The organism is Butyrivibrio sp. INlla18 (assembly GCF_900103635.1).
Lineage (GTDB): Bacteria > Bacillota > Clostridia > Lachnospirales > Lachnospiraceae > Butyrivibrio.
This window is the reverse complement of sequence record NZ_FMXK01000016.1, coordinates 38406-56767: the sequence shown is the minus strand read 5'-3', so window position 1 is coordinate 56767 and position 18362 is coordinate 38406. Positions and strand designations below refer to the sequence as shown.

The following is an 18362-nucleotide window of genomic DNA, read 5'->3' as shown; positions in this document are numbered from 1 at the left end:
ATACTTGTTGCTCAAAAAAATAAAGTTAAAGTGTTAACAATCAGCCAAAGTTTAGGAAGTTATCAGACCAAAATTCTTCTGATGTTATCGGAACATGACTGTCATATCTGAAAATCATTCCCGACAATCTTGAAAGAGTCACGGTCAGTATGCCATCTTTAACTCTGCTATTTGAAAGTTCAGTAGTGTAGCCCTTTCCATCGGTTAGAATAACCTCTTTTAACACTGCATCTTTAGGAATTCCAATTGATGAAACGTCTATCTCTTTTGTTATCTCAAATTCATTGTTATTGATAACTACTACAGATGCTGCTGTTCTATTGAACCTTCCGTAGGCAATAAAGTTATTGTCTGCGGCTAGTTCTCTGATGGAGCCTGTCTTGAACTCCCTGTATTTTTTGTGTATCTTAATGAGCTCTTTGTGGTAAGAGAGCATCTCCTTATCCTCGTTGCCCCAAGGATATGTACGTCTGTTATCAGGATCTGTAAATCCACAAACGCCCGCTTCGTCACCATAGTATATCGTTGGTGCTCCAGGCCATGTCATCTGTATCATGACTGCTTCTCTCATTACAGGCTTCTTGATACCTGTTTCTGCAGATGCTGGCATAAGTGTATCGCATCGTCCAACCTTCTGGCTTGTCCTTGTGAGGAATCTGGAATGATCATGGTTAGAGAGCTCATTCATTGCTGTATACAAAGATGGCATGCTGAAGTTCTCTCCGCCTGCGTATAACATGGTATCAAAAAACTCTCTGGCGTTACCAACTTTTATAGGCTTAAACTCATCGCTGTGCTTCTCCATACCGGTAAGGAACCAGGTTACAGGCTCCATGAATGCGTCATAGTTCATGACTGTATCCCATTCATCGCCCTGAAGCCATTCCTTGGCTGGTCCATAGTGCTCAGCTAAGATGATCGCATTTGGATTAGCTTTTTTGACTTCTTCTCTAAATCTCTTAAAGAATTTGTGGTTATACTCTGGAGAGTGTCCAATATCTGCTGCCACATCAAGGCGCCAGCCGTCGGCGTTATATGGCTCAGAAACCCATTTTCTGGCAACTCCGAAAATATACTCTTCAAGGTCTTTTGAACCTTCATAGTTAAGCTTAGGAAGAGTATCATATCCCCACCATCCGTCATAACTATTGTTATATGGCCATGAATCATCCTTAAATGAGAAATAATCGTGATAAGGACTATCCTGGGCTATGTACGCACCTTTTTTAAAGTCCTTGCTGTTTTCATATATTCTCTCTTTATCAAGCCACTTATTAAATGATCCGCAGTGGTTAAATACACCATCAAGAATAACCTTAATACCACGTTTATGTGCTTCGCTTACAAGCTTTGCAAAGAGCTTGTCACTAGCTTCTAAATTCTTAGCACTGGTAACCCTTTTGATATGCCTTGTAGCATGTGTGTTGTCGCTGTCTCCATTTTTGAGAAGGTTTCCACCATCTTCAATGATTACTCCAAAGTGTGGATCTATGTGATCATAGTCCTGAGTATCATATTTGTGACATGAAGGAGAAACAAAGATTGGATTAAAGTAAATAACTTCTATTCCTAAATCCTTGAGATAATCCAGCTTATCAATAACTCCTTGCAGATCACCGCCATAGAATTCATTGAAATCCCTCTTTGGATCAGGATACTGACTCCACTCTGTTATCTGCTTGGCTAAGCTTCCGTTATAGAAATACTCTCCTGAAAGGACATCGTTGCTAGTATCTCCGTTGTTGAATCTCTCAACAAAGATCTGATACATTACAGCACCTTTAGCCCAGTTAGGAGTGGAAAAACCTGGAAAGATCTTAAAGCACATGCTGTCGCTTATATCCTTGACAGCACCTCTTTTGTCGTAGAAATACACAGAACCATCTGTCCCTTTTACTTCAAAGTAGTAGCTCTGTGGCACTGCTCCAACACTAAAGGACGCATCATAATAATCAAACAATCCTTCCTGCTCAGAAAGATTCATTGAATGTCTCTCGCCGCCGAATACAAGTGTTACTTCACTTGCATCGCCACTTTTACATCTGAAACGAAAGTCTGTGATTCTGTTTTTATCAGGCTCTGTTGGCCTTAAGTAATCCATGGTCATGTCATGGAAAAGATATCTTGTGTCCATAAATCCCCTATAATGCAAAAAAGACAGCGGAAGCTGTCTTTTTTAGAGAAGGTATTTCTTTCTTATGGGGTATAGCAAAAAACTATATAATGTATTGGGGGGGTTACGCATATTATACTAACATCCACCCAAACCCGCGTAAAGACTAATACTTCACAAATATGTCAAAAACAGCTTCTCATTTTTGTGCACGTTGCACAATTATATTTCTAATTGAAATTCTTCAGAAATAGTTTTTCCTTCGAATAATTCTTCGAATTCTTTTCTGCCAATCTTTTCTTTTTCTACTAAGAGCTTTGAGCTACTATGGAGAACATCTTCATACTGGAGGATGATCTCTTTTGCCTTAGCATAGCACTTATCGATGATGGCCTTAACTTCCTTATCGATCTCGCCAGCTATGAGCTCACTATGATTCTTCTTGTGAGAAATATCGTATCCGATAAATACGTCCTCTTCATTGTCATCATAATTGATAACTCCGATATTTGAAGACATACCATACTTGGTAACCATGCTTCTGGCTTCCTGAGTAGCTTTTCTGATATCACTTGATGCTCCTGTTGTGATATCGCCAAAGATGATCTCCTCAGCTATTCTACCGCCGAGAGATACCATGATCTCCTCAAGCATACGATTTCTTGAAAGGAACATATCATCCTTGTCAGGAAGTGGCATAGTGTAGCCTGCTGCCCCAAGTCCTGTAGGAATAACAGAAATAGTGTGAACAGGTCCCACATCTGGAAGCACATGCATAAGAATAGCATGTCCCGTCTCGTGGTAAGCTGTGATCTTCTTTTCCTTATCAGAAACGATCTTACTATGTTTTTCAGTACCGATACCAATCTTGGTAAAAGAACTGTTTATATCACTCTGAGTAATGAATGCTCTATTGCTTGTGGCCGCAAGGATTGCCGATTCATTTAAGAGATTCTCAAGATCAGCACCTGTAAATCCTGCCGTAGTCTGAGCAACCGTCTTGAGATCAACATCATCTGCAAGAGGCTTATTACGAGCATGAACCTTGAGGATTGCTTCTCTCTCACCAATATCAGGTTTTGTTACGGTTATCTTTCTATCGAAACGTCCTGGACGCAGGATAGCTGGATCAAGAATATCTACTCTGTTAGTAGCTGCCATAACGATGATGCCTTCATTTACACCAAAGCCATCCATCTCTACAAGCATCTGGTTAAGAGTCTGCTCTCTCTCATCGTGTCCACCGCCCATACCTGTGCCACGGCGTCTTGCTACTGCATCGATCTCATCGATAAATATGATACAAGGAGCGTTCTTTTTGGCTTCTGCAAAGAGGTCTCTTACTCTTGATGCACCAACACCAACGAACATCTCCACGAAATCTGAACCTGAAATGATAAAGAATGGAACGCCAGCCTCACCAGCGACTGCTCTTGCAAGAAGTGTCTTACCTGTACCAGGTGCACCCTCTAAGAGTACGCCCTTAGGAATTCTTGCCCCAACTTTGGTGAACTTCACTGGATCTTTCAAAAACTCGATGATCTCTGAAAGCTGCTCTTTTTCTTCTTTGAGTCCTGCTACATCTTCAAGTCTGAGCTTGTTGTCCTCACTTGTAGACATCCTTGCTCTACTCTTACCAAAATTCATCATACGGTTATTGCCCGAACCTGAGGCCTGCATATTGGTAAACATAGTGAATATGAATACCATTACTACAAGACCTACGATTACAGGAATAATACCTGTGATGAGAATATTGTCTGATGGAACATCCTCAACTTCATGTTTGATCCCATTGTCAGTCAAAAGCTGCTCAATGACTGTAACATCTGTCGTATAGAATGTTACTTCTTCGGTTCCGTCATTGAAATTGACTTTAACTGCTCCTGTTGGAGTCTCGGCATTTGGCATGATAGTTGCATATGCAACTTTGCCAGCCTTTATATCTTCTGCAAAAGAAGTTGTAGAATAGGCTCCTGAATTATTAGAGATAAATCCCTTACCATATTCAATAAATACTACTAAGAGAAGTAAAACTACTACAAATGCAAAAATCGAGTTATAGCCTTTTGAACGATTCAATTAGTTTTCCCCCTTTATGAGTAGTTAATTAAACTCAACAACTCCGATATATGGAAGATTACGGTATCTCTGATCATAGTCAAGTCCATATCCAACTACGAACTCATCAGGAATCTCAAATCCTGTGTAATCAACCTTAACGTCTGTTACTCTGCGCTCAGGCTTGTCAAGAAGTGTGCAAAGCTTAATGCTTGCTGGTCCTCTATCGCCAAGCATCTTAAGAAGATATGAAAGTGTTCTTCCTGAATCTACGATATCCTCAACTACAATAACATGTCTGTCTTTAAGAGGTTCATCAAGGTCTTTAACGATCTTAACTACACCGCTTGATTTTGTTGAGCTTCCATAACTAGAAGCTGACATGAAATCCATTGTTACAGGGATTGTGATTCTCTTTGCGAGTTCGCACATAAAGAATACTCCACCCTTCAATACGCATACCAGGTGAACTGTCTCTCCCTGATAATCTCTACTAATAGCTTCTCCAAGCTCCTTAATACGCTTGTCAACTTCCTCTTCTGTGAGAAGTACACGAACTGATTCAGCCAATTTCTTAATCTCCTTTACTAATTGTTATAGCCAATATTTTCTGGGTTTTTTTGCAAATTTTAAAAGAACTGCTCATTCTATATCCGGGAATCCATAATACATGGTTCCCTTCTGCAAGAACATAGATATTATCCCTGCAAGATGCAGGAATCTTCTCATCTGTCATGAATTTGGACAGTTTTTTCTTGTGACTTGATTCGCCCTGTTCAATATAGATAAAGTCTTCCGGCTCCCTATATCTAAAAATGACTTCTTGTATTCTATCACAATCAAACCATTTAGTATATGTATCACTTGGAATAAGCATCTTTTCATTATATGAAATCACTTTTACATTTGCCATGCCAAGCTCCCCAAGGTCAAATACATATTCACTGCCTGGTTCTAGATTGCTCATCTTATAAATTTTCTGCTCTTTTGAAGGCTCTGCAGATACTTCTTTTTTGAAAAAGAGCTTATCATAGGCCCTTTCAATCTTGATTCCATAAGGAAGGTTGAGACTAGCACTGCCATCAGTGCTCTCCATGAGATTCATGATCATATCCACATGAGTTGATGTAATATCTTTTCTTCCTGGAACTATGAGCTCAAAACACTTAAGGATCACGTATCGCCTGATGATCTCCGGCTCTTTACTCAATATATCCTGATCGATCCTGATCTCTTTTGCAGTGTCTATGCAGCACTTATCAAAAACTCTGCCTGCCTGCTCTTTGATATAGTCATAAGCCTGACCGATTTCTCTGCTGGCTCTTACTATGTGATCTACTGCCGCACTGTTTACCTCGCCTTGAACAAAAGGAAGGACTACATTTCTAAGCTTATTTCTGGTGTGATCATTTTCCTGATTTGTTGCATCAGTGCAGTAGCCAAGGCCTTTTTCCTCAAGATAAGCCTCTATCTCTGCTCTTGACACGCACAAAAGGGGTCTGATGATGTTATCTCTGACAGGTCTTATACCACTTCCGCCCCTGATACCTGTTCCTCTGAACAGATTCAAAAGAAACGTCTCTGCCGCATCGTTCTGATGATGAGCAACTGCGATCTTATCTATCTTTTTGTCCTTAACAAGCTCTGAAAAAACGTTATATCTTACTACTCTTCCAGCCTCTTCCTCAGTAAGGTGCATCTTTTTACTATATTCAGGAACATCCTCTTCAAAAAGATAAAATGGAATATTCCTTTTTTCACAATACTCTTTGGAAAAAGCTGCATCTTCTCCAGCTTCCGGTCTGATCATGTGATTGACATGAGCCGCAAAAATGCTGATCCCAAGGATATCTCTTAGTTCATACAAAGCTGTCACAAGAGCCATGGAATCTGCCCCACCTGATAATCCCACAAGGACAGACTCTCCCTCTTTTATCATGTGGTTATCCCTTATGAAGTTTAAGACCTTACTCTCAAATGCGTTCATGTGCGTATTCCATCAAAAACAAATTAAAGCGCAGACTCAAATCTTGATGTCTGCGCTATTAACTACTTATCCTCGTTTTTAAAGATAATCTCTCCTGGATAAACAAGTCCAAGTTTCTCTCTTGCTGTATCCTCTATATACTTACGCGTCTGTGTGTATCTCTCGAACTCAGCGATCTCTTCTGTTCTAGCCATCTCCTGCTCGATCTGCTGCTGAAGAGCTGCCTCTTTAGTCTCATAATCCTTGGCTTTCTTCATAAGTCCTACACTCTTGATAGAAACTACTGTTACAAGAATGAGTACTACAAAGCTAGCCCAGATAATGCCTGCTCTGTTCTGAGAACGACGCCTCTTATAGCGTGCTCTTGTTGCCATTATGTACCCCACTCATTTTCATAGAATGTTTGTTTAATTACATTTTAATACATGCAATAAAAAGCTGTCAAATATAGCGATACAGGTTAGTCACATCTTCTTTGTGAACTGTTTCCTGAACATCTAGCACTTCAACATTTACATCCTTATTGCCGAAGCCTATTGTGATCTTGTCACCTACCTTAACATCAGTAGATGCCTTGGCTGGTTTACCGTTGATCTGAACTCTTCCAGCATCGCAAGCTTCATTGGCCACTGTGCGACGCTTGATAAGCCTTGTTACCTTTAAATATTTATCTAGTCTCATTTAATCTTCTCCTGACGCCGTACTTGCGGCATCTCCTGCCTTTTCTGATTCTTTTGTTGTCTTGCCTGTTCCTGCAGCAGTACTTCCTTCTGTTCCAGCACTATGTTCCTTGCTGCTGGCTTTATCAGATGCTTCTGCCGTAGAACTTTCTGATGAAGCTTCTGTCGATGCCTCTTTTGAAGCTCCAGTTGAAGCTTCTGATGAAGCCTCTGTACTAGCATTTCCGCTAGAGGTATTGCCATTATTACTTGATGAGATATTTCCAGAAGAACTTGACTGTTCTTCGATCTTAACAAGATCTGGGAACTCATACTTAACGTTATCTTCTTCTTTGTCAATCTTGACCCTATAACTCTTGGTCTGATAACCGTCCTGCTTGAGGATTATCTCGTGGTTACCTGAGATCTTTGGAACGCTGGTAGGAACTACTCCTATGTAACTTCCATCAAAATAAACTTCTGCGCCGTATGGCTCATCAAAGTATATGTAATAGCCCTTTATTACTTTACTAACACTTGAGGAATCGGAACTGTTGCTACTAACTGTTGATGCAACAGATGCAGCACTTTTTTTGCTGCTGGCAACATCTCCATGACTTGTGCCCATGCTGGTCTTGCTGGTGCTATTGTCTACTGAACCAGAACTTGTAGAAAGAGAATTTGTCGACGCTTCGCTTCCATCATCCTCTTTTTCCAGTTCTATATTTACTACAGACTTTGCTGTTCCAACCTTTAAATATCTGTTCTGAGTAATGTATCCGTCAGCCATGATCTTGAGGTTATGATAACCATACTTAACAGACTGAGGGATTCCTGTAAGAACCTTTTCTCCATCCACAAAAACTTCTGCAGATTCAGGTACGATCTGAAATGTAACAAGGCCCTCTTTTGGCTTGTTGATCGTGATCTCGCTTGTATCTACAACAGTTTCCTGATTTCTTGAAATGCTGACTTCTGATTTGTAATTTGCACCATTTCCAAGGATCTGAAGATTATAGTCTCCTTCTGGAGCACTAAGTAGCATGTTTGGAGAGATCTTGTAGATCACTTCATTATCAAGCTCTATCCAAGCCCCTACTAGGCTCTGATCTTCTACTATATCGGATGAAAGACTTACATATCCATGTCCACTTGTAACTACAACACTATAGATTTCTTTGTCTATACCACAGACCTTGATCTTGTCTGTTGCAAGGATATTGTCAGCAAGGGCAAGCTCTCCATCTGCTATGATAAGAGTTCTGGCGTCCATCTTGTAAGATTCGCCCTTAACTCTTGCTGTTCCGTCTCCGCGAACTAGGTCATGGTCTCTTGTGCTGTCTATTGTCCAAGCTTGTGCTGAAACATTGAGCGATGTGATATGCTTGGTACTCTTTAGGAACTTAACATCTACTATCTCACCTACTTCTAATAAGCTAGGAGAAAGAACTGTTCCTCTCACATCGTACATCATGCTGGTATTGTCATAGCTAAGAGTATAAGTCTTGCCTGTCGCATGATTCCTAAAACGTATCAGCTTCTGCTCTGTGTCGATAGCTCTGATGGCGGCTGTATCAGCTGAATCATATTTATCGATCATTGATATTGATATCTTGTTGTCGCTGTCACTACTTGCATAAACAGTAGTGTTGGAAGTAGCCATTACCATAGCTGCTGCCATGATCACAGATATAGATTTTTTCAAGCATTTACCAAAGCTTTTCATGATTCACCCCTCATTTATCTGATCCATCAAGAATGTCTTCTTTAGGCGCTCCGGCTCTAACAAATATTCCTTGCTGTTATGTTCAGGATTATCTAGAACATCATCAAGCATGGCGCTTAGTATCTCACCTATCTTTTTGCCTGGCGTTACACCAAGACTGATGAGATCTTTACCATTAACAGCAAGATCCTTTAAAGTTACACAATCCTTTTTGGCAAGGATCTCTTCATACAGCTTTTTAGTATCCTCTATCAGCTGAAGTTTTTCCTCACGATAGTACATACTCTGTGCCATAGTATCGGCATATCTGACTTCCATAAGATATGGAAATTCATCGACACCTACCCTGTTCATTGCTCTGCGAACAGCCTTTGGAGTTGCAGGGAAACGGTCATCATGATATCTGATAAGATTGCATGCTCTGTCCATGGTGTCTCTGTCGAATTTGAGTCTTCTAAATATAGAATGAGCCATCTGAACGCCAAGTTCACTATGACCTTTAAAATGGCACACTCCGTCGTCATCTACAGTAATTGTAGCAGGTTTTGCGATATCATGCATCAGCATCGTAAGTCTCAAAACCTTATCTGCTCTGATATTCTCCATTGAACTAATGATGTGATCACCCACATTGTACATGTGATGTGGATTATTTTGTGCTGTTTCCATACATTTATCAAATTCAGGAAGGATCACTTTAGTCACACCAAGTTCATAGGCTGTCTTTAGCTTTTCTGGATGATCAGAGGTAACAAGCTTAACAAGCTCAGTCTGTATTCTCTCAGCACTTATCTTACTAAGATTTTGCGCCAGCTCTTTTACCGCCTCTTTAGTGCTTTCTTCTATTTCATAATCAAGCTGAGCTGAGAATCTAACTGCTCTCATGATCCTAAGAGCATCCTCAGAGAATCTCTCCTTTGGATTACCTACGCATCTGATCACTTTGCTCTCAATATCATCAAGGCCGCCAAATCTATCTATGAGACCTTCCTCTTCATTGTAGGCCATAGCATTTATTGTAAAATCTCTGCGTTTCATGTCTTCTGTGAGATTTTTTGTAAAAGTTACTTCGCTTGGATGCCTACTATCCTCGTACTTGCCATCAATTCGGTAGGTTGTTACTTCATAGCCTTCTTTGCCTATCATTATAGTAACGGTACCATGCTCTATTCCAGTATCAATAGTTCTTTTAAAGAGCTTTTTGGTCTCTTCTGGAAGTGCATTTGTTGTGATGTCCCAGTCCTGAGGCTCCCTTCCCAGAACACAGTCCCTGACGCATCCGCCAACAACATATGCCTCAAAACCTGCACTATGCATGGTATCCAGTATAGTTTTTACATTCTCTGGTAATTTAATCTTCATATCATCATCATATCCTAAACACATATTATTGTGAACAATTCGCTGGGATTTTTCTTTTTTTCGATATATACTAGTAGCATGGAGTACAAAATCAATCGTAAAATCGTAGTGGCGCTAATTTCACTGCTACTTGTAGCTGGGGTAATCTTTCTAACTACATTTTTTCACATAGCCCCTACCCCAAGCGCCCCGATCATCAACTTAGATGATTGGGAAATTTCATTAAATGGAACTGTTCTTCCTGCACGGAGCCTAAAGGATGCCAATACCGGTATCATCGATGACTCTGATGTTGTTATGCTCTCTACTACTGTCCCAGAGTTAAATTATATCGAACCTTCTATTTACTTCCGCTCAGTTCATGCAATTACAGAAATCTTCATCGACGATGACCTCATCTACACAACTCGCGACGACGATTCAGAGAAAAGCAAATTTTCTATTCCTAAATTTTTTAATAATGCTCCATTAAGCCGCTCATACGCAGGCAAAAAACTTACGATCACAATTTCCGGAAGTAAAGAGCTCCCTTCTTCCGGACTTTCAAATGTTTATATTGGAGAACGTCAAGACCTATTTTTCCATAACTTATACACCATGGGAGTTTACTTCTTAGCCGGAGTATTCTTTTCTTTCCTTGGTTTTCTTTTAATGATTCTCTCTCCTTATCTGATCATTTATCACGACAATGACTTAAGACTCTTTTTCAGTGGTCTTATCTCCATGCTACTTGGAACCTACATCCTTGCTTATTATGGTATTTTAGGCCTTATAGTCGGTGATTCATATATCAATTCCATCGCTGAATATGCCGCATTATACAACATTCCAACAGCTATCCTTGGATATCTTGCTTCACTTTTTTCCGGCAAGAAGAAAAAAGTATTCTTAAGCTTATTTGTTCTGGATGTGGTTTTGTTTGTTTCTTCGATCATACTCCACTTTACTGGGCTGTTCCCATTCTCAATGTTTTCTATGATCCTACATGTTGCAGCCAATTCAGAAGCCGTTATTGCCTTTGCTCTTATAATCCATGAACAGTTAAGCCATAGACATTCAAAGGAAAGACGAGTGTCTCCATCAGATTCCATCTTCCTTATTGGTCTTATTGTATTCATCGTACTTGCTATATCCGATATCTTTCTATTTAACTATAACAAGTACTTTAAATCAGCCGGAGAAGCCAATACAGACCTGATCGGATTTACTATCGGTTCATTTGTTTTCGTTTGCTGTCTCTTAGTAAGCTATCTTTATTACAACGTATATAGCAATAATTTTGCATCTATGCAAAGTCACATCAAGAGTCTTGCATATACCGATGCTCTCACAGGTCTGGCCAACAGAGCCCGCTGCGAGCAGGTTATGAACATGCTTTCAGAAGAAAGAAACATCTATACCTTGATCAGTTTTGACCTTAACAGGTTAAAACACGTAAACGACACCCTTGGTCATCACGAGGGAGATCGCCTTTTGACTGGCTTTTCAACTATTCTTTCTGAATGCTTCTGGGATGCTAATCTTATCGGCAGAATGGGTGGCGACGAATTCATAGTAATCCTCATTGAAGAACACTCTCTTAACTGCACAAAGCGAATCCACGAGCTTTATTCAATTCTCGATGAATGGAATCGTAAAGAGCAGGCCTTCAAGTATAGTGTTTCTTATGGTTATGCCTACAGTTATGAAGTTCCTAGTGGTTCAGCAAAAGAAGTTTATATGCTTGCAGATTCTAGAATGTATGAAATGAAGAGAGAACACCATGGCAATGAAAAGGAGGATAGCAGACATGCATAAGATCACATCATTCCTCAGCCTTGCCCTAGTCATGATCACGATAGTCCTTGTGTCTCTAGTGCACATTTTCTTTTTCAATCCGCAATTTGCTTTTATGACATTAGATCGCGGCTGGATCGTTACTTATCGCAATGAAAAATATTTAAATACCAATCTTGAAACCCTAAGCTCACAGATAGGCTACACTTTCACAAAAGGTGATGTAGTAACACTTAATTACAACAGACCAATAGAAAAGATAAACGAGCCTTTCCCATATCTGATGTTCAAAACTCAGCACTGCGCCTACGAAGTTTTCCTCGACGGCGACCGTATTGCTTCTGCTGATACGAATGCCCGAACCGATAACTCTTTTGTTGGTATAGGCTATAACTTGATACCACTTGGCTCTGATTATGTAGGAAAAAAGCTTTCTATAAAACTCTACGTTACTGAAAATGGAACAAGAACTGATCTTGTAAGCCCTAAACTCGGAAACTTCGATGACCTTTTACGATACCTAGCTCACTCAGTGATGTTCCCTTATCTCACTAGCATTTTCCTTATCGTATTTGGAATCGTATTTTTTGTTATCTCCCTTTTGTTCTACCTTCGAACATCAGGCGTATTTCCGCAGCTTATCAGTTCCATCATCTGCATTTTGCTAGGATTATGGATGATCACTGCTTTTGACGTATCAATCTTTTTCATGAATAAGACCATAAGCACAACCGTTGAATATACTGCAATGTATCTTCTTGTTCCTTCAATATATCTGCTTGTTCAGCAGTTACATAAACGGTTAGACAGCTTCCCTATCTTATTACTTGGAGCTTCAACTTTTGCCTTTAGTATTTTTTTCCTCTTGCTACACGCTTTAGACTTTGTTCATCTTATTCATTTTGCAAAAGCTTATTATATTTTTGCTCTTATCAGCATGATAGTTATGCTATGCTATGACTTTTTTGATTTTAGAAGTAAGACCAAAAATTATTCAATAAAACTCACTATGTTTGGATTGACCATTTTATGCTTTTCTCTCATACTCTATCCGATCATAGACATCACTAATAAAGTTGTTGATTATAGACAGCTTCCTATTACAAAGATGCTTATACCTTTTGGTTCCTTATTCTTTGTATTTACACAGCTCCTTAACTACTTCATCTTCATGACCAGATCTTATGCCCAGAGAAAAGAGTATGCTTCTCTCGCTCAGATTGCTTATGTAGACAACTTAACTGGCCTTCCTAACAGAGCAAGCAGTGATAAAAAGCTTGTAGAACTTAGTAACTCAGCCAAGGATTACAGCATAATCAGCTTGGACCTTAACGGATTAAAAGACGTAAACGATAACTCCGGTCATCCAGCAGGCGACAGACTCCTTAGATCCTTTGCCGATGCTCTTTCTACTACTTTCAAAGATGTTGGAGAATGCTACCGTATTGGTGGAGACGAATTTATCGTCACTACAGATCTTACAGACAATAACAAGTTAGATGAACTTCTAAAGAATCTTACAAATAAATTAGCAGACCTTGATGACACTGATCCAGAGATCAATCACAGTGTCTCCTTTGGTTACGCTAATAATACAGAAACTGAAGAAAAAAATAGCCACACAGTGCTCATGCTAGCCGACAAGAGAATGTACGACTATAAGCGCAAGCACTATGCAGCTATTTCAGATAAGGCATGAGCTTAATTAATAAGCTCTGCCCCAATATACCATCTTCTTAGCAGGTTTTCCGCATACTACACATGTATCGGAGAGATTTTCTTGCTCAAATGGAATACAACGGCTTGTTACGTTGAACTCCTCTTTGATCTTATCTTCACATTCACGGCATCCACACCACATAGCCTTTACGAAGCCCTTTGTCTCCTTAAAGCTCTCTGCAAACTCATCCTTGTTGTGAGCTGCAAATGTATGTGCTTCAAGATGCTTCTTGGCTCTGTCATACATATCCTTCTGGATCTGGTCAAGAAGTTCTCCAACCTTTGTATGAACATCGCTGATTGCACATTCAATCTTTTCTCTAGTATCACGTCTTACGAGAACGCACTTTCCAGCCTCAAGATCCTTTGGTCCGATCTCAATACGAACTGGGATACCTCTCATCTCCTGCTCAGAGAACTTGAATCCTGGAGTTCTGTCTGTATCATCAGTCTTAACTCTGAAATCAGAAAGACTCTTAGCAATATCATAAGCTGCATCCAGAACGCCTTCCTTCTTCTGCTGAATAGGAATAACAACAACCTGAATTGGAGCGATCTTAGGAGGTACAACAAGTCCTGAATTGTCGCCGTGAACCATGATCATAGCACCGATCGTACGTGTTGTAAGTCCCCATGATGTCTGGCATACATAGTGGAGCTGGTTGTCCTTACCTGCATACTGAATGCCAAAGGCCTTAGCAAATCCATCACCAAAGTTATGGCTGGTAGCACTCTGAAGTGCTCTACCATCATGCATAAGAGCTTCTACTGTATATGTAGCCTCTGCTCCTGCAAACTTTTCTTTATCTGTCTTCTGTCCCTTGATCACTGGGATAGCCATATCGTTTTCAAGGAAATCAGCATATACATTGAGCATCTGCTGTGTACGAGCTTCAGCCTCTTCCATAGTTGCGTGAGCTGTGTGGCCTTCCTGCCAGAGGAATTCACGGCTTCTAAGGAATGGTCTTGTCTCTTTTTCCCAACGAACTACGCTACACCACTGGTTAAGAACCTGTGGAAGATCCTTGTATGAGTGGATCTCGCCCTTGTAGTAATCACAGAAAAGAGTCTCTGATGTAGGTCTTACGCAATATCTCTCTGTAAGTGGCTCAAGTCCACCATGTGTTACCCATGCAACTTCTGGAGCAAAGCCCTCTACATGATCCTTCTCCTTCTGAAGAAGTGACTCAGGAATGAACATTGGAAGGTATGCATTCTGTACGCCAGTTTCCTTGAATCTAGCGTCAAGGTGCTTCTGAATGAGCTCCCAGATTGCATATCCTGCAGGTTTGATAACCATGCATCCCTTGATGTTTGAGTAGCTGACAAGATCAGCTTTAATACAAACGTCTGTGTACCATTGTGTGAAATCCTCATCCATAGATGTGATCTCGGCTACAAGTTTCTTGTTGTCTGCCATTTCTTTTCTCCTCTTTTTCTTATGAAGTGGACACGAGGCTAATAACAAATAAAAAAGCCTTCGCATCCCTAACAACAGGGACCGAAGACTCGGCGGTACCACCCTATTTAAATCCGTTTCTATTCAAAAAACAGATTTCACTTCATTATCACCCTTAACGCGGGACACGCTGTATTTATGCAAACGCTTTCATACAGGACTCCAAGGCAGGTTCGCTTTTTTATCGTAAGAGCTTCACACCAACTGCTCTCTCTCTGGGACGTTTATTCTAAGCTACTATTCCTCTTCAACGTCTATTTTTTTATTTAAAAAAATTTTATTCAGATTACCTTTTATTGTCAAGCCTGCCCAAGTCAATATTTTCAACATTTTGTACCATGTAAGCACTTTCAGTGGCTATACTGTTGGGTTACAATCAATATATCAGATGCGGATCTGACAATTTATATAGTCGATTTACGTTCGCCATAACGTATTTCCTTTATAAAACCTCTAACAATTTGGTGGGAATTTCAGGTTCCTACCCCAAAAGAAGACTGTCCCCAACAGTCTTCTTTTTCTTTATACAGATCTCGAAGTATCTCTGTCATTATATTTTGACAGCACAACTTCCCCTTTTGCCAAAGTTTCAGGTACGTTTATAACTCTCTGATTGGACGATCCTCTAAATCTGAGCATCAGGTCTTTTTTATCCAGCATAAACTCGCCATCTACAAGAACATCGATCATTGAGAGAATCTTGTCTGTATCATCACTGTGACAGCGCTTATTGTTTGCATCTGTAAGTTCTTCCCAAGTATAGCCTGAATATATCCAGATAGTAGCTTTAGGAACCTCTTTTTTGATGCGCTCGATAAAAGGCCTTAAGACCTTTTGATTAACTACTTCCATTGGTTCGCCGCCAAGGATCGTCAAACCATCAATGTAATCAGGCTTCAAAGTCTCAATGATCTCATCCTCAACCTCTTTTGTAAAAGGCTTACCATAGTTAAAATCCCAGGTCATTTCATTAAAACACCCTTTACAATGGTGGGTACAGCCAGAAACAAAAAGCGAAGTCCTGCATCCTATTCCATTTGCTACATCTGTATAAAGAATCTCTCCGTAATTCATAGTGACCTCTCTATTTACAGGAAAGTTTAAGCCAGGAAATAATCCTGGCTTAAGCTTAATCTATTTATACTTTTTCATACCCTCATAATTTAGTTCTTGGAATTAGACATATGGAGAACTCTCTCTTTGATCTCCTGTGTTCTACCCTGATTCCAGAACTGTGTTCCGATATAACCACATGTACGTCTAGCTACGTTCATCTTGTCCTGATTGCGGTTGCCGCAGTTAGGGCATTCCCAGATAAGCTTGCCGTCTGTATCAGTAACGATCTTGATTTCTCCATCATAGCCACAGCACTGGCAGTAGTCAGACTTTGTATTGAGCTCAGCGTACATAATGTTGTCATAAATGTACTTCATTACTGAAAGAACTGCCTCAATGTTGCTGTTCATATCAGGAACCTCAACATAGCTGATAGCTCCTCCAGGTGAAAGAGCCTGGAACTCAGATTCAAACTTAAGCTTTGTAAATGCATCGATCTGTTCAGTTACATGAACGTGATAGCTGTTTGTAATGTAGTTCTTGTCTGTTACTTCAGGAATTATGCCAAATCTCTTCTGAAGTGCCTTTGCAAACTTATATGTTGTAGACTCAAGTGGTGTTCCATACAAACTAAATGAAACATTTGTCTCAGCTCTCCACTTAGCACACTTATCATTAAGGAACTGCATAACCTTAAGAGCAAAATCCTTACCCTTAGGATCTGTATGAGAAACGCCCTTCATGTACTTTGTACATTCGCAAAGTCCTGCATAACCAAGAGAAATAGTTGAGTAGTTACCAAATAACAGTGGATCGATAACTTCGCCCTTAGCAAGTCTTGCAAGTGCACCATTCTGCCAAAGAATAGGAGCTACGTCTGAAGGAGTGCCAAGAAGTCTGTTGTGTCTGCACATAAGTGCTCTCTTACAGAGCTCTGTTCTCTCTTCCATAAGCTGCCAGAACTTCTCTTCATCTCTGTTTGAAGAACAAGCAACATCAACAAGGTTAAGTGTTACAACACCCTGGTTGAAACGTCCGTAATACTTGTGATCTCCCTCTTTGTAGTTCTGAGCATGAGCCTTGTTGCCTGTGTTGCAGAATCCTTCAGGAGCATTCTCATTGTCAGGTGTAAGGAAAGATCTGCATCCCATACATGGATATACATCGCCGCCCTTAAGTTCCTTCATCTTCTTGGCAGAAATGTAATCAGGAACAAGACGCTTAGCTGTACACTTAGCTGCAAGCTCTGTTAAGTACCAGTACTTAGAATCCTCATGGATGTTATCTTCATCAAGTACATAGATGAGCTTAGGGAATGCTGGTGTAATGAGCTGTCCTTTTTCATTCTTAACACCAAGGATACGCTGCTTGAGCATCTCCTCGATCACCATAGCAAGGTCTTCTCTGGTCTGACCTTCTGGTACCTCATCAAGATACATATATACTGTGATGAAAGGAGCCTGACCATTTGTAGTCATAAGAGTGATGACCTGATACTGGATAACCTGGCATCCTCTCTCAATCTCTTTTCTAACACGCATCTCTGCGATCTCATTTACCTGCTTCTTGTTGATCTTCATGCCTGCAGTCTCAAACTCGAGAGCAACTTCCTTACGGAACTTCTGTCTGCTGACATCAACAAATGGAACCAGGTGAGACAATGTAATACTCTGTCCGCCGTACTGTGAGCTGGCGATCTGAGCAATTGCCTGTGTTGCAATATTACAAGCTGTTGAAAAGCTCTTTGGACGCTCGATCATGGTTTCAGAAATAACTGTACCATTCTGGAGCATATCCTCGAGGTTTACAAGACAGCAGTTGTGCATATGCTGTGCGAAGTAGTCTGAATCATGGAAGTGGATAAGTCCTTCTTCATGAGCCTTAACTACATCTTCTGGTAAAAGAAATCTCTTAGTGATATCCTTAGAAACTTCTCCCGCCATGTAATCTCTCTGAACGCTGTTAACAGTAGGATTCTTGTTAGAATTCTCCTGCTTAACTTCCTCATTGTTACACTCAATAAGAGACATGATCTGCTCGTCAGTTGTGTTAGACTTTCTCACAAGAGCATGCTTATAGCGGTATGTTATGTACTTTCTTGCAACTTCAAATTTGCCAGATTTCATAAGGTCATCCTCAACCATATCCTGGATTTCCTCTACGCTGGCAGCACGAGTAAGAGACGCACACTTACTCTCAACGCTTCTCTCAATGTCGCTGATCTGACCTGCTGTTAACTTCTTCTCGTCAGTCACCTCATTGTTAGCCTTTTCGATAGCAGCAAGAATCTTATTTCCGTCAAATGTAACTTCTTTACCGCTTCTCTTAATGATCTTCATAAAAGCCCCCTAATAAAAAATTTAAACTAAATTTTTGACCCAAGGTTTTGAATCACAATATCTTGTGGTCACGATTTAATGATAGTACACTATATTGATTAATTC

At 40.2% G+C, this 18362-nt stretch carries 13 protein-coding genes and 1 other annotated feature; of the genes, 2 read left to right on the top strand and 11 right to left on the bottom strand.

From position 1 onward, the window contains the following. Positions 1-40: 40 nt before the first annotated feature. The 8 genes from BLS24_RS12035 to BLS24_RS12000 all read right to left on the bottom strand — a co-directional run bounded on the left by BLS24_RS12035 (position 41) and on the right by BLS24_RS12000 (position 9908). Positions 41-2134, bottom strand: a complete 2094-nt coding sequence (locus tag BLS24_RS12035) for an alpha-glycosidase (RefSeq protein WP_091759442.1) — start codon at positions 2132-2134, stop codon at positions 41-43. Positions 2135-2335: 201 nt separating this feature from the next. Further along, positions 2336-4195, bottom strand: coding sequence for an ATP-dependent zinc metalloprotease FtsH (gene ftsH / locus BLS24_RS12030; RefSeq protein WP_091759439.1), 1860 nt, complete (start codon positions 4193-4195; stop codon positions 2336-2338). A 24-nt stretch (positions 4196-4219) separates the two neighbouring features. Next, complete coding sequence (gene hpt, locus BLS24_RS12025; RefSeq protein ID WP_071177309.1) at positions 4220-4744, bottom strand: hypoxanthine phosphoribosyltransferase; 525 nt, start codon at positions 4742-4744, stop codon at positions 4220-4222. A 4-nt stretch (positions 4745-4748) separates the two neighbouring features. Next, positions 4749-6161 carry a tRNA lysidine(34) synthetase TilS gene (gene tilS, locus BLS24_RS12020; RefSeq protein WP_091759436.1) on the bottom strand — a complete coding sequence of 471 codons (1413 nt, stop codon included), beginning with the start codon at positions 6159-6161 and terminating at the stop codon, positions 4749-4751. Positions 6162-6223: 62 nt separating this feature from the next. Then, the gene (locus BLS24_RS12015) at positions 6224-6535 is read right to left on the bottom strand and encodes an FtsB family cell division protein (RefSeq protein ID WP_091759433.1); all 312 of its coding nucleotides are present in this window, start codon (positions 6533-6535) and stop codon (positions 6224-6226) included. Positions 6536-6602: 67 nt separating this feature from the next. Further along, positions 6603-6842: an RNA-binding S4 domain-containing protein gene (locus tag BLS24_RS12010; RefSeq protein WP_071177312.1), complete on the bottom strand. Its 240-nt coding sequence runs from the start codon at positions 6840-6842 to the stop codon at positions 6603-6605. Next, positions 6843-8546, bottom strand: coding sequence for a PEGA domain-containing protein (locus tag BLS24_RS12005; protein WP_091759430.1), 1704 nt, complete (start codon positions 8544-8546; stop codon positions 6843-6845). A 3-nt stretch (positions 8547-8549) separates the two neighbouring features. Next, positions 8550-9908 (bottom strand): CCA tRNA nucleotidyltransferase, encoded by a 1359-nt coding sequence (locus tag BLS24_RS12000; protein WP_091759488.1) that lies wholly within the window; start codon positions 9906-9908, stop codon positions 8550-8552. A gap of 78 nt (positions 9909-9986) precedes the next feature. On the opposite strand from BLS24_RS12000, the gene BLS24_RS11995 reads away from it, so the two are divergent. Continuing rightward, positions 9987-11705: a GGDEF domain-containing protein gene (locus BLS24_RS11995; RefSeq protein WP_091759428.1), complete on the top strand. Its 1719-nt coding sequence runs from the start codon at positions 9987-9989 to the stop codon at positions 11703-11705. Next, positions 11698-13383: a GGDEF domain-containing protein gene (locus BLS24_RS11990; protein ID WP_176764432.1), complete on the top strand. Its 1686-nt coding sequence runs from the start codon at positions 11698-11700 to the stop codon at positions 13381-13383. The genes BLS24_RS11995 and BLS24_RS11990 overlap by 8 nt, the downstream gene beginning before the upstream one ends. Before the next feature lie 6 nt (positions 13384-13389). Here BLS24_RS11990 and proS read toward each other — a convergent pair whose 3' ends face one another. The 3 genes from proS to nrdD all read right to left on the bottom strand — a co-directional run bounded on the left by proS (position 13390) and on the right by nrdD (position 18257). Continuing rightward, positions 13390-14823 (bottom strand): proline--tRNA ligase, encoded by a 1434-nt coding sequence (gene proS / locus BLS24_RS11985; protein WP_091759422.1) that lies wholly within the window; start codon positions 14821-14823, stop codon positions 13390-13392. 73 nt (positions 14824-14896) lie between these two features. Then, positions 14897-15122: a binding site (T-box leader), on the bottom strand. A 262-nt stretch (positions 15123-15384) separates the two neighbouring features. Then, positions 15385-15936 carry an anaerobic ribonucleoside-triphosphate reductase activating protein gene (gene nrdG, locus BLS24_RS11980; protein WP_091759419.1) on the bottom strand — a complete coding sequence of 184 codons (552 nt, stop codon included), beginning with the start codon at positions 15934-15936 and terminating at the stop codon, positions 15385-15387. An 89-nt stretch (positions 15937-16025) separates the two neighbouring features. Beyond that, positions 16026-18257 carry an anaerobic ribonucleoside-triphosphate reductase gene (nrdD, locus tag BLS24_RS11975; RefSeq protein WP_091759416.1) on the bottom strand — a complete coding sequence of 744 codons (2232 nt, stop codon included), beginning with the start codon at positions 18255-18257 and terminating at the stop codon, positions 16026-16028. Positions 18258-18362: the final 105 nt, after the last annotated feature.